The 17,500-nt window shown below is 71.7% G+C and carries 14 protein-coding genes (1 of these 14 cut by a window edge); 5 read left to right on the top strand and 9 right to left on the bottom strand.

Annotated features, from left to right (window positions below; translation table 11 throughout):
* Positions 1–1,255, bottom strand: partial view of a beta/alpha barrel domain-containing protein gene (locus CBQ26_RS12800; protein ID WP_088249026.1) — the 5' portion only. Its footprint begins 86 nt before the window's first position; only the first 1,255 of its 1,341 coding nucleotides appear in the window; its start codon is at positions 1,253–1,255; its stop codon lies beyond the left edge, outside the window.
* 70 nt (positions 1,256–1,325) lie between these two features.
* Between CBQ26_RS12800 and CBQ26_RS12795 the strand changes: the two genes are divergently transcribed.
* The gene (locus tag CBQ26_RS12795; RefSeq protein WP_088249025.1) at positions 1,326–2,552 is read left to right on the top strand and encodes a citrate/2-methylcitrate synthase; all 1,227 of its coding nucleotides are present in this window, start codon (positions 1,326–1,328) and stop codon (positions 2,550–2,552) included.
* 146 nt (positions 2,553–2,698) lie between these two features.
* Here CBQ26_RS12795 and CBQ26_RS12790 read toward each other — a convergent pair whose 3' ends face one another.
* Entirely contained in the window at positions 2,699–3,913 is a 1,215-nt protein-coding gene (locus CBQ26_RS12790; RefSeq protein WP_088249024.1) for an MFS transporter, read from the bottom strand.
* 88 nt (positions 3,914–4,001) lie between these two features.
* On the opposite strand from CBQ26_RS12790, the gene CBQ26_RS12785 reads away from it, so the two are divergent.
* From CBQ26_RS12785 to CBQ26_RS12775, 3 genes are all read left to right on the top strand, one after another.
* Positions 4,002–5,102: a substrate-binding domain-containing protein gene (locus CBQ26_RS12785; protein WP_088249023.1), complete on the top strand. Its 1,101-nt coding sequence runs from the start codon at positions 4,002–4,004 to the stop codon at positions 5,100–5,102.
* Between the two features lie 28 nt (positions 5,103–5,130).
* Positions 5,131–6,123, top strand: coding sequence for a UDP-glucose 4-epimerase GalE (galE, locus tag CBQ26_RS12780; RefSeq protein ID WP_088249022.1), 993 nt, complete (start codon positions 5,131–5,133; stop codon positions 6,121–6,123).
* Between the two features lie 65 nt (positions 6,124–6,188).
* Positions 6,189–7,535: a M20/M25/M40 family metallo-hydrolase gene (locus CBQ26_RS12775; RefSeq protein WP_088249021.1), complete on the top strand. Its 1,347-nt coding sequence runs from the start codon at positions 6,189–6,191 to the stop codon at positions 7,533–7,535.
* Positions 7,536–7,641: 106 nt separating this feature from the next.
* Here the strand turns inward: CBQ26_RS12775 and CBQ26_RS12770 are convergent, their stop codons facing one another.
* The 6 genes from CBQ26_RS12770 to CBQ26_RS12745 form a co-directional block, all read right to left on the bottom strand.
* Complete coding sequence (locus tag CBQ26_RS12770) at positions 7,642–8,319, bottom strand: SDR family oxidoreductase (RefSeq protein ID WP_088249020.1); 678 nt, start codon at positions 8,317–8,319, stop codon at positions 7,642–7,644.
* Between the two features lie 87 nt (positions 8,320–8,406).
* A complete protein-coding gene (locus CBQ26_RS12765) occupies positions 8,407–9,648 on the bottom strand; it encodes a M24 family metallopeptidase (RefSeq protein WP_088249019.1) in 1,242 nt (413 codons plus the stop codon).
* Positions 9,649–9,952: 304 nt separating this feature from the next.
* Positions 9,953–10,426, bottom strand: coding sequence for a hypothetical protein (locus CBQ26_RS12760; protein ID WP_216360364.1), 474 nt, complete (start codon positions 10,424–10,426; stop codon positions 9,953–9,955).
* A gap of 192 nt (positions 10,427–10,618) precedes the next feature.
* Positions 10,619–12,241 (bottom strand): DUF4153 domain-containing protein, encoded by a 1,623-nt coding sequence (locus CBQ26_RS12755; RefSeq protein ID WP_172418072.1) that lies wholly within the window; start codon positions 12,239–12,241, stop codon positions 10,619–10,621.
* A gap of 141 nt (positions 12,242–12,382) precedes the next feature.
* Positions 12,383–13,054 carry an amino acid ABC transporter permease gene (locus CBQ26_RS12750; RefSeq protein ID WP_088249017.1) on the bottom strand — a complete coding sequence of 224 codons (672 nt, stop codon included), beginning with the start codon at positions 13,052–13,054 and terminating at the stop codon, positions 12,383–12,385.
* A gap of 107 nt (positions 13,055–13,161) precedes the next feature.
* Complete coding sequence (locus CBQ26_RS12745) at positions 13,162–13,929, bottom strand: transporter substrate-binding domain-containing protein (protein WP_088249016.1); 768 nt, start codon at positions 13,927–13,929, stop codon at positions 13,162–13,164.
* 204 nt (positions 13,930–14,133) lie between these two features.
* Here CBQ26_RS12745 and CBQ26_RS12740 point away from each other — a divergent pair, with 204 nt between their 5' ends.
* Complete coding sequence (locus CBQ26_RS12740) at positions 14,134–15,975, top strand: menaquinone biosynthesis decarboxylase (RefSeq protein ID WP_088249015.1); 1,842 nt, start codon at positions 14,134–14,136, stop codon at positions 15,973–15,975.
* Positions 15,976–16,041: 66 nt separating this feature from the next.
* On the opposite strand, the gene CBQ26_RS12735 is transcribed toward CBQ26_RS12740, so the two are convergent.
* On the bottom strand, positions 16,042–17,136 hold the full coding sequence (locus tag CBQ26_RS12735) for an alpha-hydroxy acid oxidase (protein WP_088249014.1): 1,095 nt from the start codon (positions 17,134–17,136) through the stop codon (positions 16,042–16,044).
* Between the last annotated feature and the right edge of the window lie 364 nt (positions 17,137–17,500).

Genomic DNA, 17,500 nt, shown 5'->3' with positions numbered 1-17,500 from the left:
GGCCCGCGTCGAACTCGGCGGTCAGGGATGCGTGCAGGGCGCGCAGGCCCGCGTGGTCCTTGGCCAGTTCGGTGCCGGTGTGCTGCCGGATCAGGAAGATCAGGCCCGCCACGCCGCTGTCCTTCGTCAGGGACAGGTCGAGCGGGCGGCCCAGCAGGGCAGGCACGTTGAACGGCGCGTACATGGGCCAGAACTTGTTCAGTCCGTCCGCATGGATGCCGGCGCGGGTGCGGTGCGCGTCCCGCCCGAACAGCGGGTACTTGGCGGGCACGCTCTGCCCCAGCTCTTCGTACAGGTCGTTCAGGTCGTTCAGGACCGTGAAGTCCGCGTCGCCCGTCAGGCCCAGGCCGCTCAGGTGCAGCAGCACGCCCTCCAGCGGGGCGTTGCCGGTGCGTTCCCCCTTGCCAAGCAGCGTGCCGTTGATCGCCGCGCATCCGGCCAGGACCGCCGCGAGGCTGTTCGCCACGACGAGATGCGTGTCGTTGTGCGGGTGGAACTCCAGGGATTCCGCACGCAGCCCGGCGGCACGCAGTTCGCGGATCATGCGGGGTACGCTGCGCGGCCACGCCGCCCCCTCCAGCGGGAGGCCGACGCCCATCGTGTCGCACACCCGGAACTTCGGCGCCTGCGAGTCGGGGTAGGGTGCGGCGAGGGCCTGCACGGCCTCCACGAACGGGAGGATGAACTCGCGGGGCGCGCGGGTGGCGTCCTCCAGGTGCAGCCTCGGGCGCAGGCCCGCGTCCAGCACCGCCTGCACGGCGTCCAGGTACGTGCGGGCCGCCTGGGCGCGGCCGCCCGGCGTGAACTTGTGGAAGGTGTGGTAGTCGCTGGCACTGGCGAGCATCCCCGTCTCGCGCACGCCCAGCCCGGCGACCAGATCGGCGTCGCGGCGCGTGGCGCGGATCCAGGTGGTCGGCTCGACCGGGTGCCCGCCGCGCCAGCGGTCCAGGGCGCCCTCCAGCATGGCGCGGTCGGCGGGGCGGTACACGAAGAACTCCGCCTGCCGCAGCGCGCCGCTGCCGCCCGTGAAGCGGCCCATCAGGTCGTAGATCCGCAGGCCATCTGCGGTGTTCAGGGGCAGGCCGCCCTGCTGCCCGTCGCGGTGGGTGGTCTCGGTCGTCCAGGCCTGGATAGGCAGCGAGGCGGGCCGCTCGCCATCCTCCCAGATCACCTGTGGGAACGCGCCATCGGGGAACGCGGCGGGGAAGAGGTCGGGCGTCGGCACGTCACGCACAGTGGGGGAATGCTGGGTCATGGCTGCACGCTAGTCCCGCACCGTCAATGCCGTCAATCTTGATTCTAAAATCAATGTTAGCCTGGAAGGGATGACCGTTCCCCTGACGACCGCGCAGGCCTGCGAGCAGCTGGGCGTGAAACCCGCCACGCTGTACGCCTACGTCTCCCGCGGCCTGATCCGCAGCGTGCCCGGCCCCGCCGGCACCCGGCAGCGCCGCTACGACGCGGGAGACGTGCAGGCCCTCGCCGGGCGGCAGGCCACCCGCCGCGATCCACAGGCCGGCGTGCAGGCGGCGGTGCAGGGCAGCCTCGACGGCCTGCACCCCGGAACGCAGCGGGGCGTGGCCCCCATCCTCGACAGCGCCCTGACCCGCATCGAGAACGGCACGCTGGCCTACCGGGGCGTGGACGCCCGGCACCTTGCCGACACGGCCACCGTCGAGGAGGTCGCCGCGCTCCTGTGGACGGGCGACACCGGCACGCGGCCCAGGCTGCCACTGCGCGCCCGGCTGAACCTCAGCCGCCACCCGCGCGCCGACACGCCCCTGGAAGCACTCGGGTACGCGCTGACGTACGCGGGCGCGCACGACCCGGACGCCCTCGACACCCGCCCGGAAACCGGTCCCCGGCAGGCCGCGCGCATCCTGACGCTGCTGCACGCCACCACCGAACGGCACGCCGGACTGCCGCCCGCCCCGGACCTGCCGCTGCACGCCCGGCTGGCCCGCACCTGGGGCCGCCCGGACGGTGCGGACCTGCTGCGCCGCGCGCTGATCCTGCTAGCCGACCACGAACTGAACGTCAGCGCCTTCACCGCCCGCGTCACGGCCAGTGGCGGCGCCAGCCTCGCGCACTGCACCCTGGCGGCGCTGAGTGCCCTCCAGGGCCCCCGGCACGGCCTGGGCGCGCTGCACGCCCACGACCTCCTGAGTGCCGCCCTGAACGGCGACGCCCGCGCGGCCCTGCGCGACGCCACCCGCCGCGCCGGGCACGCGCCGGGCTTCGGGCACGCCCTCTACCCGCACGGCGACCCGCGCGCCCGCGCGCTGCTGGATGCCCTGGAGATGCAGTTTCCCGATCACGCGCCCGTGCAGGCCGCACGCGCACTCATCCGCGCGCACGCGGCGGATACCGCCGAGCCGCCGAACGTGGACCTGGCGCTGGCTGCGCTGACCCTCGTGCTGGGCCGACCCGCCGGGGACGCCGTCACGCTGTTCGCGCTGGCCCGCGTGGCGGGCTGGCTGGCCCACGCGCTGGAAACCCGCGCCGGGGGGCAGTTCATCCGCCCGCGCGCCCGCTACGTCGGCCCGGCCTGATACGGACTGCCGTTTATTTCGCAGACAATCCGGAACTTCACCGCCCCTGCCAGCTCCACGTCCGGAACCCGTTTCTCTCCTGCTCGCATCCGCTCGGATTGAATGAGCTGTAAAGCCCGTTCAATCCGAGTTCGTATGAGTGGGGGTCAGCGGCGGATCAGCGCGAAGGCCCGGCCACCCAGCAGCGTGATGAGCAGGGCGCCGGCCAGCGCGAGGCCCAGCGCGGCGGGCAGGCCCACCTGCGCGGCAATGAACCCGATGGCGGGCGGCCCGAGCAGGAACCCGCCGTACCCGATGCTGGCGACCTGCGCGATGCCGCGCCCGCCCAGGGCGTGCCCGGCGGCGCCGTACATGACCGGCACGACGTTGCTGAGGCCCAGGCCCGAGAGCGCGAACCCGGCGGCGGCGAGCAGCGGGTCGCGGGTCAGCAGGGCCAGTCCCAGGCCGGCGGCCGTGACGAGCGCCCCGCCGCGCACGATGGCCTCGTCGCCCAGGCGGGTGCGGAGGCGGTCGCCGAACCAGCGGCCCAGGGTCATGGTGCTCACGAAGGCCGCGTACCCCAGGCCCGCCTGACCGCCGGGCGAACCCAGGACGTCCCGGAAGTACAGCGCCGCCCAGTCGTAGTTGGCGCCCTCGGAGAGCATCCCCAGGAAGCACAGCGCGCCCAGCAGCGCCGCCGCCGCACTGATCGGGACGCGGCGCGGCGCGGCCTCGGCAGCAGGGGTCGGGGTGCCGGGGGTCGGGGCAGCGGGGGTCGGGGTGGCCGGCGGACGGTCGGGCAGCAGGAACCGCCCGGCGATCAGCGCGGCGGCCGCCGTGACGACCGTGACGGTCACGGCGTGGGTGGTCATGGGGACGCGCCCGACGAGCAGGGTGCCCAGCGCCGCCCCGACGACGCCGCCCAGGCTGAAGTAGGCGTGCAGGCGGCTCATGACCGGGCGGTTCAGGCGCTGCTCGACCGTGACGCCCTGGGCGTTCATGGCGACGTCCATGCTGCCGTTCGCGGCGCCCAGCACGGTCAGCGCGGCGATCAGCAGCGGCAGGCCGGGCGCCAGGAAGGGGGGCAGCAGGGTCAGCATGCACAGGACGGCGGCGACCCAGGTGACGCGGTGGCTGCCGTAGCGGGCGGTCCAGCCGCCGGTGAGGGTCATGCTGCACAGGCTGCCCAGCCCGATGGCGAGCAGGGCCGCGCCGATCTGCGCCTCGCTGAGGTCCAGGGCGTCGCGGATGCCGGGGATGTTCACGGCCCAGGTGGCGAACAGCGCGCCGTTGATCAGGAAGATCACGCTCAGGGCGCGGCGGGCGGCCTCGCCGGGGCGGTCGGGGGCCGGGGGCTGGACAGGGGTGCTGGGGGCGGTCATGGGGGCCTCGCGGGTGGGCAGGGGAGGGGGCGGCTGGACAGCACTCTGAATCGTTTCAGAGTGAATGGGGATACGCTACCATTCCCGTATGCCGCCCGCCAAGCCCAGCGCCACCCCCGGCCCACCCCGCGCCGGTGCGCGCGTCACCCTGCGGGACGTGGCCCGCACCCTGGGCGTCAGCGTCGCCACCGTCAGCAATGCCTACAACCGCCCGGACCAGCTCAGCGAGGACCTGCGCCAGCGCGTGCTTCAGGCCGCCCGCGACCTCGGCTACCACGGCCCCGACCCCCTGGCCCGCAGCCTGCGCCGGGGCCGCACCGGCGTGCTGGGCGTCGTGTACGACGCGCCGCTGGACTACGCCTTTGCCGACCCGGCCGCCGCGCTGTTCCTGGGCAGCGTCACCCGCACCGTGCAGAACCGCGACCTGAACGTCCTGCTGCTCGCGGCGCCGCACGACTCGCAGGCAGACGCGACCCTGGCCGTGCGGAACGCCAGCGTGGACGGCTTCATCGTGTACTGCGCCGCCGACGGCAGCGCCCTGCTGCGCGCCGTCCTGGAACGCGGACTCCCCACCGTCCTGGTCGATCAGGAACCCCACGCGGGCGCCGTGAACGTCGGCATCGACGACGCCGGGGGCGCGCAGGCCGCCGCCGCGCACCTGCTCGCGCTGGGGCACCGGCACCTGGGCGTCCTGTGCCTGGAACTCTCGGAACAGCGCGCCAGCGGCCCGGTCGGCCCGGCGCGCGAGGCGCAGACCACCTACCGCACCACCGACCAGCGCCTGCGCGGCTACCGCGCCGCCGCCGCCCCCCACCCGGACGCCACGCTGTACCCCACCGAGGCCGCCCACAACACCCCTGACAGCGGCGAGGCCCTGACCCGCGACCTGCTGACCCGCCACCCGCAGGTCACGGCCCTGCTGTGCATGAGCGACGTGCTCGCCCAGGGCGCGCTGCGCGCCGCCGCCGCGCTCGGCCGCCGCGTGCCGGAGGACCTCAGCGTGGTGGGATTCGACGACCTGCCGGGCAGCGAGACGATGGACCTCACGACCGTCTGGCAACCCACGGGCGACAAGGGCGAACAGGTCGGGCAGGCCATGCTGACCCTGCTGGCCGGGCAGCCCGCCGCGCCCGTCACGCTGCCCACCCGTCTGGTCGTGCGCGGCACCACCGCACCACCCGCTCCCTGACCGGCGGTCCTGTACTACCCTGAACCGCATGAAGATTCTCGTGGTGGGCGGCGCAGGGTACATCGGTTCTCACACGGTCCGGCAGCTGATCCGGGCCGGACACACGCCGGTCGTGTTCGACAACCTGTCCAGCGGGCACGCCGAGGCCCTCCCCGCCGGGGTGCCCCTGGTGCGCGGCGACCTGCTCGACGCCGACGCCGTGCGCGCCGCCCTGGACGCCCACCAGCCGGACGCTGTGATTCACTTCGCCGCGCTGATCGAGGTGGGCGAGAGCATGCGCGCCCCGGCCCGCTACTACCGCAACAACGTGGTCGGCAGCCTGAACCTGCTGCAGGCCATCACCGAGACCCGCAAGGTGCCGCTGGTGTTCTCCTCGACGGCCGCCGTGTACGGCACTACCGACCTCGTGCCCATCCCCGAGACGGCCGCCATGCAGCCCGAGAGCGTGTACGGCGAGACGAAACTCATGACCGAGAACATGATCCACGCCTTCCACACGGCGCACGGCCTGCCGTACACGGTCCTGCGGTACTTCAACGTGTGCGGCGCCGCCCCCGAGGGCGACATCGGCGAGGCGCACGCCGGGAAGTCCCACCTGATCGAACTGGCCGCCCTGACTGCCCTGGGCCAGCGCGAGAAGATGTTCATCTTCGGCGACGACTACCCCACCCCCGACGGCACCTGCATCCGCGACTACGTGCACGTGCAGGACCTCGCCGACGCGCACGTCCTGGCGGTCGAGGCGTTGCTGGCCGGGCAGCGCACCGAGGGCACCTTCAACGTGGGCCTGGGCCACGGCTTCAGCGTCAAGGAGGTGCTCGACACCGTCGACGACGTCATCGGCACGCCCCTGAACCGCGAACTCGCGCCCCGCCGCGCCGGCGATCCCCCCCGCCTCGTGGCCGACGCCACCCGCATCCGCGAGGAACTGGGCTTCAAACCGCAGTTCACGGACCTGAAAGACATCGTGCAGACCGCCTGGAACTGGCACAAAGGCCACCCGCACGACTTCAGGCAGTGAAGTTCAGGCCGGTTGGGACGGCAGCGGCACTCGCACTCGGCGCGCAACTCCCGTAGCCTGCGGGCATGACACAACCCACTGCCGCCGACCTCGCCGCGCACACCGAACGCGGCCTGCGTGACCTTGCCGACCTCGTGGCGATTCCCAGCGTGTCCGCGCAGGGCCGCTCCCTGCCGGAGGCCGCGCAGGCCGTCACGCGGCTGCTGGAAACCGAGGGCTTCACCGTCCGCGAGTACCCCGGTCAGGTCGCCCCGATCCTGCTGGCCGAGGCCGGAGAAGGGCCCTTCACGCTGCTGATCTACAACCACTACGACGTGCAGCCCGAGGACCCCGCCGCCCTGTGGGACACCCCGCCGTTCACCCTGACCGAACGGGACGGCCGCCTGTACGGGCGCGGCGCCAGCGACGACAAGGGCGAGTTCATCTCCCGCCTCGCCGGCCTGCGCGCCCTGAAAGACGCGCGCGGCGGGCACCTGCCCCTGAAGATCAAATGGCTGATCGAGGGTGAGGAAGAGGTCGGCAGCCCCAGCCTCGAAGGTTTCCTGGCCGAACACGCCAGCGAGCTGAAAGCCGACGGCGTGTGGTGGGAATTCGGGAGCATCACCCCCGACGGTCGCCCCGTGCTGTACGCCGGCCTGAAAGGCATCGTGTGCGTGGAACTGCGCTGCCGCGTGGCCGCCAGCGACCTGCACAGCAGCAACGGCGCCGTCGTGGACAACCCGCTGTGGCGACTGGCCGCCGCCGTCGCCAGCCTGCGCGGCCTGGACGGCACGGTCCTGATTCCCGGTTTCCACGACGACGTGCGCCCCCCCAGTCAGGCGGACCTGGACGCCATCGCGCGGCTTCAGGGCCGGGGCGAGGCGCTGCGCGACACGTACGACGTGACCCGCCCCCTGGGCGACGGCCACGACTACCACACCCGCCTGAACCTCAAGCCCGTCGTGAACGTCAACGGCTTCCACGGCGGGTACGAGGGCCAGGGCAGCAAGACCGTCCTCCCGGCCGAGGGGATGGTGAAACTCGACTTCCGCCTCGTGCCGGACCAGCACCCCGACCGTATCGTCGAGCTCCTGCGGGCGCACCTCGACACGCAGGGCTTCAGCGACATCGAGATCATCGAACTCGAAAGCCACCAGCACCCCGCCCGCAGCGACCTGAACGACCCCTTCGTGAAGGCCGCCGTGCGGGTCGCCCGTGACGTGTACGGTCAGGACCCCATCCTGAACCCCAGCTCGGGTGGCAGCGGCCCCATGTACCCCTTCATGCAGCACGTCGGCGCGCCCGTCATCGCCCTCGGCATCGGCAACATCGGCGGCCGCGTCCACGCACCCAACGAGAACATCCTCCGGCGCGACTTCACCAGTGGCGTCCGCTACGCCGCTGCGTTCATGGCCGCCCTGGCCGACGGGTAAAGAGGGCAGGGACGCGCTGAGTCCTGCGTTCAGCGCCTCCCTGCTCGCTCATGCGAACTCGGATTGAAAGGCCTGCAAAGACCCTTCAAGCCGAGTCCGCATGACTTCAGGTGTCGGGGTAGACCTTGATTTCCTTGATGTGCGCCCGGTCGGGGCGGGTCAGGGCGTGGGCGACGCTCTTGGCGAGGCCGCGCGGGTCGATCATGCTGTCCCAGGCCATGCCGGCGTCGCGGTTGTCCGGCGTGTCGATGGCGCCCATGGGGTACAGGACCATGCCGCGCACGCCCTTGTGTTTCAGTTCGTCGTGCAGGCTCAGGACGTACGCCGCGACGGCCGCCTTGCTGGCGGTGTACAGCGCCGCCTTGGGACCGCTGAGGCGGGCGGCCTGCCCGGCGCTTACACCCATGATCAGGCCGTCCTTCTGCCGCAGCATGTGCGGCAGGACGCCCTGCACGGCGTGGAACAGGCTGCTCATGTTGGTGTCGAAGGCCTCGCGCAGGTCGTCGGGAGTGGCTTTCTGCGCGTCCTGGGTGCTGTAGGACCCGACCGTGTGGATCAGGGTGTCGACCTTGACCCGGCGGAGCGTGTCGATGCTGGCCGGGTCGGTCAGGTCCAGGTCGAGGACTTCGGTGGCGGGGAAGCGGTCGGCGGCGCGGGCCAGTCGCTCGCCGCGCCCGACGAGGACCATCTGCGCGCCCGCGTCGTCGAGTTCCTGTGCGATGGCGGTGGCCAGTGCGCCGCCCGCTCCGGTCAACATGATGGTGGAGGAGCCGAGGTTAGCCATGCCTTCAGGGTAACGGTTCCGGCGTGGGGGGCGTCCGCAAGCCTGAAGGAATTCTTCAAGGGTGCCTCACGGGCCGCCCGGCTGCCGTCAGTGGCCCGTGTCGCCGTACGCGTGGGCGCGGACCTGCGCCCAGTCGCCCTGCCCCAGGATGAACGGCGCGCGTTGCGTGTGGGTGGTCACGCGCGGCCCGGTCTGCGGGTCGAGGTACACGTCGATCTCGCTGCGGATCCCGAAACCCCGCGCGGCCGGGTACGTGCCGGGTTCGATGGTCACGGCCAGTCCGGGCGTCAGGGTGCGGGTGTCGCGCGTCTCGTAGTCGTCGAGGTTGGCGCCCGCTCCGTGGATGTTCACGCCCAGGTCGTGCCCGGTGCGGTGCAGGAAGAACGCCTCCCACTCGGCGCCCATGGCGTCACGGGCGGCGCGGTCGGCCATGTAGCCCTGCAACTCTCCCCAGCCGCTCGCGGCGTACCCGTCCTGAAGGGTGCGCAGCGCGGCGTCACGGGCGGCCGTCACGGCGTCCCAGGCGCCCAGGTACTCGGGCGTGGGCGTCCCGGCGTACCCGACCCAGGTGACGTCCGCGAAGGGGCGGCCCGGTTCCTGCGCCCACAGGTCGATCAGCACGCACTCGCCGTCCTTCAGGGTGGCGTGGCGTTCGGGGCTGGGTTCGTAGTGGCTGTCGGCGGCGTTCGCGCCGAAACTCACGTTCACGGGGTGCCCGGCGCTCATGCCGGCCGCCTCGAGCTGCCGCATGATCACGGCCTGCGCGTCCAGTTCCGTGACGGGATGCCCGGCCCGCAGGCGGTCGTGAATCAGGCGGAACGCGTCGTCCTTGGCCTGCATCAGGACCGCCACGGCCCGTTCGTGCGCGGCCAGATCGTCGGCACTCCAGGCCAGGAACGACTGCAGCAGGTCCGCGCTGCTGTGAATGGCGGCCGCCCCGGCGGCCCGCACGCGCTCGACCGTTCCGGCGTCCACGCGGCTCACGTACGGCACCGCGCCGCCCGCGCTGTACTCCATCGCCAGGGTGCGGCCCTGCACGACCTCGCGCAGCGCGGCGTCCAGCTGCCCGTGCGACCCGAAGGCGCGGCGCTCGGCGTTCCAGTGGCGGCTGATCTCGCCCCAGGTGCCGCCCTCGATGTGGTTGTGCAGCACGACGGCCGGCCCGCTGCGCGGCACCCACACGAAGAACCGCCGGGTCAGGAACGCGTCACGGGGGAGGTTCAGCACGGTGCGGGCGTGCGGGTTCAGACCCTGGAAGTCGTACACCAGCCAGCCGTCCAGGCTGGTCGCGGCGAGGGCCTGCTGCATGCGCGTGATCGGTGAGGTCATGCCGCCCAGCCTAACGCGGGCGCCGCGCGGGCCTGTCGGCCAGCACGGACAGTCGCCGCCGGGCACGCCGCGCACGAACGCGCCGCCCTTCCGGGAACAGGAGGGGCGGCGCGCAGACCGGCAAGACAGAGGAGAGCGGGGAAGCTGGACCAGGAGGGGAGAGGCGCGGTGGGGTGTCATCCACCGGCCACGCTTGACCTGCCTGCCTTCCAGTACGCGGCGCCGGGCGGGAAGGTTGCCGTGTTGCTTCACCCGCTCCGCTCGGATTGAATGGTTTTTGCAGACCATTCGATCGGAGTCGATGTCAGCGGTAGCGCGTGAATGCGTCGCGTGAGGCGTAGTTCTGGCGGCCGCTGCCGTCCGTGAATTGCGTCAGGGCCTGCACGTCCAGCCGGCCGCGCGTGAAGGTCATGACCAGCGTGGTGTTCGAGAAACCCTTGGCGTACACGGCGCTGGCGGTCAGGTGGTTGGTGTCGCTGACACTGGCGCCGTACGTGAGGACCGGGGCGCTGCCCCAGTCGCAGTCGGTGGGGTGGCAGCGGCCGAACACCTGCACGGTCAGCGGGCCGCCGCCGCTGCGGGTCACGTTGATGCGGGTGATGCCGCTGGTGGCGACGTTGCTGTTCACCCAGGTGCCCACGAAGTCGGCGGGCGCGGCCTGCGCCTGCTGCGGAGCGAGCAAGCCGCACAGGCTCAGCGCGGCCAGCAGCGCGGCGGGACGGGAGGAACGGGGAGCGTGGGCGGCCAGGGTGCGGGCGGGCTGGGTGCGTGCGGTCATGGCGGGTCTCCTGGGTGGGGGCGCGGGAGCGGGCGGACGGGGGCGGCCGGGGGTTCACCGGGCAGGAACGTCGTCTGGGACGCTGTTCCTGCTGGTGAACCCAGGGTACGCGGCCCCCCGTGAACGCCCCGTGATCGCGGGCCGTCAGGGAAGGATCAGGCATGATCGGCGGGGACGGGCGGGGTGTGCGGGTCAGCGGCTGCTGCTGTCCGGGGTGGCGGGCGGCAGGGTCTGCACGGCCGCGAACGCCCGCGCGTACGCCAGATTCCAGCTGCGCCAGTCGGGCACGCGGCCGTACACGTCGCGCAGGAGGTTGATCAGGTCCTGTCGCTCCGTGCAGCCGGGCGCCGCGCCGGGACCGCAAGTCGGGACGGTCAGGGCGTCCAGATGCCGCACGAGGTCCGGCACGGCGCCCGCCCCCAGCTGCGCCAGTTCCGCCGCGCTGACCTGCTGCGGCGTGAGGCGCAGGTCGTTCGTGACGCCCGACAGGTGCCGGTGAATGTTCACGCGGGCAATCAGCGCGGCCGGATTCAGCGCCGTGAGGGCCAGCAGGGTCAGCAGGCCGCCCAGTAGCGCCGGGAACGCGAACCGGTCGGTGTCGCCCCGCCACAGTCGCCATGCCAGCCACGCCAGGGTCAGGGTGATCCAGGCCAGGAACGCGGCGCCCAGCACCCGCGTCTCGCTCAGGCCGTACGCCTGCGTGTACAGCGTCCAGCGTTGCGCGGCGCTGGCCAGGATCATGGCCAGGGGCAGCAGCACCGCGCCCGTCAGCGCCCGGAATCCGGCCGAGGTCCGCGTGCGCGGGGCACTCAGTCCGTGCGTGCCGAGCAGCACGCCGGCCGTCAGGAACGCCACGGTCATCAGTTCCGTGAATCCCTGCCGGATGAACGAGGCGTACGTCTCGCCGTCCGGCAGGGTGCCGCCCAGCAGCGCCGGGAGTTGCAGGGCCGCGAAGGTCACGAACAGCGCGGCCAGCGCCGCCAGCGGCAGGCCCGTCTCAGTCAGGCCCAGACGGGCGTGGGGTGGGGGAACACGCAGGATGCTCGGTCGGGCGGCCAGCAGCGCCGGGTACAGCAGCCCGCCCGCCAGGGCGCACCACACCAGCAGCGTGACCGTCCACGAGAACGCGCCGTCCAGGTTCAGGTTCCAGCGCAGCGGCGCGCTCCCCAGCTGCGCGAAGCGGGCGTCCGCGCCGGCCAGCAGCGCCCCGAACACCAGCACGACCGGCGCGGTCAGGAGCAGGCCCAGCGCGATCCGGCCCGCGCGGCCCGGCGGTCCCTGCCGGGTCGGGGGGCGCAGCCGCTGCCAGGGAAAGCGGGCCAGCAGCGTCAGCGGGCCGTAGGCCAGCCGCAGGCCGGCGCTCAGCAGGGTGCCCAGCAGGTGCGCGGGCCCGGCGCGGCGCAGTCCGGCGAATCCCGATCCGGCCGGGCGCAGGAACGACAGGCCCAGCGTCAGCGAGGTCAGCAGCGCCAGGGCGCCCAGCGCGCCCAGTTGCGGGGTAGGCGCCCGCAGCGTGAAGCTCAGGCCGAAGGCCACGGCGGTCAGCAGCAGCGCCAGCGCCGCCCGGTCGGGCCGCTCGCCCCGGCGGCGCAGCGCCCACAGGACCGCGCCGGTCAGCAGGACCAGCCAGACACTCAGGTTCAGGCCCAGTCCGGGCGTGCCGTGCGCGAGCAGGTGCGCGGCGCTGCCCAGGCCCAGCGCCAGCAGCAGCGGCGTGGCGGTCAGGTGCGGGGTGTCCGGGGCCGCGTCCGTCGGGAGCTGGGCGTCCAGGGCAGTGGGGCCGGGCAGCGCGGGGCCGGACTCGTCTGGGGTCATGCCCGCACCGTACCCACGGGCGGCCCGGACGGCGTCCATCGAAAGCAGTGAACCGAAAGGTGTGTCGGCCACAGGGGGGGGCGCACAGAAAGGCCCCGCCCGGCGTGAGGTGCGGGCGGGGAAGGGGGTGGTACGGTCTGCTCAGCTACCGCGCGAGAAACGGCGTTCCAGCACGCGCTGCACGACTTCCAGCAGGCTGCTGACCGCCCAGTAGATCAGCGCGGCCGCCAGATACGGCCCGAACGGCTCGAAGGTCCGCGCGATCACCAGTTGCGCGCTGCGCAGCAGTTCCACGACCGTGATCACGCTGACCAGCGAGGTGTCCTTCACCAGTCCGATCAGGGTGTTGCTCATGCTGGGCAGCGCCACCCGCGCGGCCTGCGGCAGCACGATCAGGCGCATGGTCTGCCCGGCGTTCAGGCCCAGGCTGGTCGCGGCTTCCCGCTGGCCGCGCGGGATGCTCAGGATGGCGGCGCGGATCGTCTCTGACAGGTACGCGGCGGCGTTCAGGGTCAGGGCGATCACGCCGCCCGCGATGGGGTTCAGCGTGACGCCCAGGCTGGGCAGCCCGTAGTAGATGACGAAGATCTGCACCAGCAGCGGCGTGCCCCGGATGAACGACACGTACAGGCTGCTCAGGCCCCGCACCCAGCCCAGCCGGGACAGCCGCGCCAGCGCCACCAGGAACCCCAGCGGCAGGCCCAGCAGCATGGCGCCCAGCGCAAAACCCAGCGTGACGGGCAGCGCGCCCAGCAGGGTCGGCAGGGACGTCCAGGCGCTCTGGAGGACAAGTTGCAGCTGTTCAGTATTCATGGGTTCTCCGGGGTTCATGGTGTCTCCGGGCGGGGCATGAGGTGTGGGCCACGAGCCCTGAGGAACATCCTCTCATCTCGTGACCCACGGTGCGGGTGCGGCGACGTTCAGGGTTTGCTGACGTCCTGCCCGAACCACTGGCGGCTGATCTTTGCGTACGTGCCGTCGGCCTTGATCTGCAGCAGCGCCCTGTCCACGGCGGCCTTGAGGCTGGTGTTGCTCTTCTTCATGGCGATCCCGACGGGTTGCGCGTCGCCGATGACGCCCGCGCCGCGCACCGGGAGGTTCTGGGATTTGATCAGGTACCCGACGAGCAGGCGGTCGTTGTACGCGGCGTCCAGGCGGCCGGTGGCGAGGTCCGCGAGGTACTCGGGCGCGCCGGGGTACGTGACGACGTTGATGCCGCCGGCGTCGCGCAGGCCCTTCTCGTAGTTGCTGCCCAGGCCCACGCCCACGCGCTTGCCTTTCAGGTCGGCCAGGGTCTTGGGCGTGAAGCTGCCAGTCTTCTTCACGATGATCTGCGGGCTGGAGTAGGCGTAGGGTCGGCTGAATCCGATGGTCTTCTCGCGTTCCGGGTTGATGCCGACCTGGTTGACGATCACGTCGTACTTGTTCGCCTGGAGTCCGGCGAGGATGCCGCTCCATTCGGTCAGGACGAACTCGGCTTTCAGGCCCATCTTGGCGGCCACGGCCCTGGCGATATCCACGTCGAAGCCGGTCAGGTTGCCCCTGGCGTCGCGGTAGGTGAAGGGCGCGTAGGTGCCTTCCATGCCGATTTTCAGCACGCCTTTTTGCAGGGTGGCGGGGGTGGCGGCGCTGGCGGTGACGGTCAGTGCGGCGGCGAGCGCCAGGGTGGTGCGGGTCAGGGTGTTCATGGTGGGACTCCTTGGGTGGGGCGGGTGGGAACTGGGGGGCCGGCTGGTCGCCGCCCGGAAGTCATTAGTGTACAAAAGACGTCAACTTGGATTGCGATCCGGCTTGCACACCGCAGGCACGGACCCTGAGCGTTCCCTCATCTGCCCGTCAGGCCCGCAAGCACGGGTACGGTTGCCCCGCCCCCTGCCCTCTACACTCGGCGCATGGCCTTCCCGGACATTCAGAGCTTCATGCGCCTCCTGGAGGAGCGCGGCGAACTGATTCGCGTCACGACCCCGGTCAGCCGGGAACTGGAAATCACCGAGATCGCCGACCGCATGGTCAAACAGGGCGGCCCGGCCCTGCTGTTCGAGAACGTGCTGGGCAGCGACTACCCGGTCGCCATCGGCCTGCTGGGCACCAAGGAACGCGTGGCCCTGGCCCTCGGCGTGGACGACCTCGACGGACTGGCCGAGAAGGTCCGGAACCTCATCGACCTGTCCGGCGGCGGCAGCAAGCTGGGCCTGCTGAGCAATGTCACCAAACTCCGTGACGCCATGAACCTGCCCCCGCGCCGCGTCCGCTCGGCCCCCGCGCAGGAGGTCGTGTGGCGCGGCGACGAGGTGGACCTCTCGAAGATCCCGGTCCTGAAGTGCTGGCCGCTGGACGGTGGGCCGTTCGTCACGCTGCCCCTCGTCATCACGAAGGACCCGGAAACTGGCGAGCGCAACATGGGCATGTACCGCGTGCAGGTCATGAGCAACAACACGACCGGCATGCACTGGCAGCGGCACAAGACCGGCACCAAACACCTGGAGAAGGCCAGAAAGCTCGGCAAGAAGCTGGAGGTCGCGGTCGCCATCGGCGGCGACCCGGCCCTGATCTACGCCGCCACCGCGCCTCTGCCGCCCGTGCCGGGCCTGGACGAGTTCGCCCTGGCCGGGTACCTGCGCGGCCAGCGCTACCCCGTCGCCAGGGGCATCACGGTGGATCTGGACGTGCCCGCCAACGCCGAGTTCGTGCTGGAAGGCTACGTGGACCCCAGCGAGGACTGGGTGATGGAAGGACCGTTCGGGGATCACACCGGCTTCTACACCCTGCCGGACCTGTACCCGCACTTCCACGTCACGGCCGTGACCATGCGCCGCAACCCCGTGTACCCGGCGACCATCGTGGGCCGCCCCCCCATGGAGGACGCGTACCTGATCGAGGCGTCCGAGCGGCTGTTCCTGCCGGCCGCGCAGCTGATCATCCCGGAGATCGTGGATTACCACATGCCGCCCGCCGGGGTCGCGCATAACCTCGTGTTCGTGAGCATCAAGAAGTCGTATCCGGGGCAGGCCTACAAGGTCGCCAACGGCCTGTTCGGCCTGGGCCAGATGATGTTCGCCAAGGTCATCGTCGTTCTCGACGAGGACGTGCCCGTCACCGACTTCGGGGCGGTGTGGCGCGAGGTGACGCAGAAGGCCGTGCCGGGCCGCGACACCCTCACCACGCGCGGCCCCATCGATGTGCTCGACCACTCCAGCCGCGGCTGGGGCTACGGCGGCAAACTCATCATCGACGCCACCACCAAACGCCCCGAGGAGGTCGGCAGCGCCGCCAGCAGCCGCCCCGACCAGGCCGGTGACGTGCTCTCTCCCGAAGGTTTCACGCCCCGCGCCGCGCAGGACCTCCCCACCTTCGACGGCGTCCTCGCCCAGCGGCAGACCCCGGACGGCTACTGGCTCGTGGCGCTGCACAAGACCCGCGCCGGACAGGCCCGTGACCTCGCCGCCGCGTTCGCCGCGCACCCCGCCGCGCAGGGCATTCGCCACCTCCTGATCTGCGACGACCAGACCGACGTGAACGACCTCCAGGACGTCTGGTGGACCATCCTGAACAACATCGACGCAGAACGCGACGTCTGGGTGCAGGGTGAACTCCTGGCCTGGGACGGCGCGCAGAAGATCCCCGAGGAAGGCTTCGTGCGCGAGTGGCCACCCAAGATCGTCATGGACAGAGACATCGTGGACCGCGTGGACCGCCTGTGGAACGTGTACGGCCTGCCGGAATCCCTGCGGTAACACCTGGCTGGAGCGGAGGTCAGGGCTTACTCTCTGGCCTCCGCTCCGGTTGTTGGATGGCCTGATCTACAGCCGCACCAGCGCCGGGGTCAGGTCCTCGACCCGCGCGGCGCCGCACAGGGCCATGGCGAGGCGGAATTCGTCCTCCAGCAGGGTCAGGGTGCGTTCCACCCCGGCCTGCCCTCCGGCGGCGAGGCCCCACAGGGCGGCGCGGCCCAGGAACACGGCGCGCGCGCCGAGGGCGACGGCTTTCAGGACGTCCGTGCCGCGCGTGATGCCGCCGTCGAGGTAGATCTCGGCGCGGCCCGCGACGGCGTCCACGATTTCCGGGAGCGCCTCGAAGCTGCTGATGGCGGTGTCCAGCTGCCGGCCGCCGTGGTTGCTGACCCAGACGTGGCAGCCGTGCTCGGCAGCCAAGTGGGCGTCCTCGGCGGTCAGGATGCCTTTCAGGACGATGGGCAGGCGCGTCTGGGCGCGCAGCCAGTCGAGGTCCCGCCACGTGAAGGCCTTGTCCACCAGATGCTGGAAGTAGTTGGCGAGCTGCGAGCCGCTGTCCGTCTCGACCTGCGCGAGTGCGTCGCGGCTGGCGACGTTCGGGGCGCTCAGGTGGGCGGGCAGGGCGAAGCGGTGGCGTTCGTTCGCCTCGCGGCGGCCCAGGTACGGGGCGTCCACGGTAAAGACCAGCGCGCGGGCGCCGGAGGCCTCGGCCTGCTCGATGGTCTGGCGGCTCAGGTCGCGGTCGCGCAGCAGGTACAGCTGGAACCAGAAGCGGCCCTGCGCGTCCGCGCCGACCGTCTCGATGGGCGTGTTGCTGAAGGTGCTCAGCGTCATGACGCTGTTCCGGGCGTGGGCGGCGCGGGCGGTGGCGCGTTCGGCGTCCGGGTGCGCGAGGCCGTGGAAGGCGCTGGGCGCGATTCCGATGGGACTGCCCAGCGCCAGCCCCAGCACGGTGGTGGCCGTGTCCACGCCCGACACGTCGGCCAGCATGCGGGGGCGCAGGCGGGCGCGGGCGTACGCGGCGTGGTTGCCGCGCAGGGTGTGTTCGTCGTTCGCGCCGCTCGCGTAGTACTCCAGCGCATTGCGGTCCAGCGCGGCGCGCCCCAGGGCTTCCAGGTCGGCGAGGTTCACGGCGTGGGTCAGGTCCGGTCCTGGGGTGGTCATACGGCAGCATACCGGGCGGGTCGCCCGGCGTGACTCCTGTCTGGCCGGCAGCGTTCCTGACGGGCTTTTCGGGGGGCGGGCCGTTCCGGCGGGGCAGGCCGGTCGGGTTGGGTGGGGAGGGGTGTTGACAGATGAACGGTCCCGACATATAGTTCTCTTCGCCCGAGAAAAAGGGCGGGAGCGAGAAGCCGCGAGGCGACCGCTGAGATGCATGAAAATCTGGTGTTGAATGACGATGACAGGCCAGCTCGACAGGGCTGGGCGAGCGGAACACCACCCCGGTGTTCTCCAGATTCGCGAAACGGACCGAGTCCTTCGGGATGAAGTCGAAACAGTACTCTAATGAGTACAGCCAAGCGCAAGC

This window comes from Deinococcus indicus (assembly GCF_002198095.1).
GTDB classification, from domain to species: Bacteria; Deinococcota; Deinococci; order Deinococcales; family Deinococcaceae; genus Deinococcus; species Deinococcus caeni.
The sequence above is the reverse complement of the archived record's forward strand: the minus strand, read 5'-3'. Positions and strand labels throughout refer to the sequence as shown.

Bases quoted from the DNA above. Each gene is read 5' to 3' on its own strand.
- CBQ26_RS12745 (WP_088249016.1), bottom strand. From the start codon at position 13,929: ATGAACACCCTGACCCGCACCACCCTGGCGCTCGCCGCCGCACTGACC.
- CBQ26_RS12785 (WP_088249023.1), top strand. From the start codon at position 4,002: ATGCCGCCCGCCAAGCCCAGCGCCACCCCCGGCCCACCCCGCGCCGGT.
- CBQ26_RS12760 (WP_216360364.1), bottom strand. From the start codon at position 10,426: ATGACCGCACGCACCCAGCCCGCCCGCACCCTGGCCGCCCACGCTCCC.
- CBQ26_RS12735 (WP_088249014.1), bottom strand. From the start codon at position 17,136: ATGACCACCCCAGGACCGGACCTGACCCACGCCGTGAACCTCGCCGAC.
- CBQ26_RS12795 (WP_088249025.1), top strand. From the start codon at position 1,326: ATGACCGTTCCCCTGACGACCGCGCAGGCCTGCGAGCAGCTGGGCGTG.
- CBQ26_RS12765 (WP_088249019.1), bottom strand. From the start codon at position 9,648: ATGACCTCACCGATCACGCGCATGCAGCAGGCCCTCGCCGCGACCAGC.
- CBQ26_RS12775 (WP_088249021.1), top strand. From the start codon at position 6,189: ATGACACAACCCACTGCCGCCGACCTCGCCGCGCACACCGAACGCGGC.
- CBQ26_RS12740 (WP_088249015.1), top strand. From the start codon at position 14,134: ATGGCCTTCCCGGACATTCAGAGCTTCATGCGCCTCCTGGAGGAGCGC.
- galE (WP_088249022.1), top strand. From the start codon at position 5,131: ATGAAGATTCTCGTGGTGGGCGGCGCAGGGTACATCGGTTCTCACACG.
- CBQ26_RS12750 (WP_088249017.1), bottom strand. From the start codon at position 13,054: ATGAATACTGAACAGCTGCAACTTGTCCTCCAGAGCGCCTGGACGTCC.
- CBQ26_RS12790 (WP_088249024.1), bottom strand. From the start codon at position 3,913: ATGACCGCCCCCAGCACCCCTGTCCAGCCCCCGGCCCCCGACCGCCCC.
- CBQ26_RS12755 (WP_172418072.1), bottom strand. From the start codon at position 12,241: ATGACCCCAGACGAGTCCGGCCCCGCGCTGCCCGGCCCCACTGCCCTG.
- CBQ26_RS12770 (WP_088249020.1), bottom strand. From the start codon at position 8,319: ATGGCTAACCTCGGCTCCTCCACCATCATGTTGACCGGAGCGGGCGGC.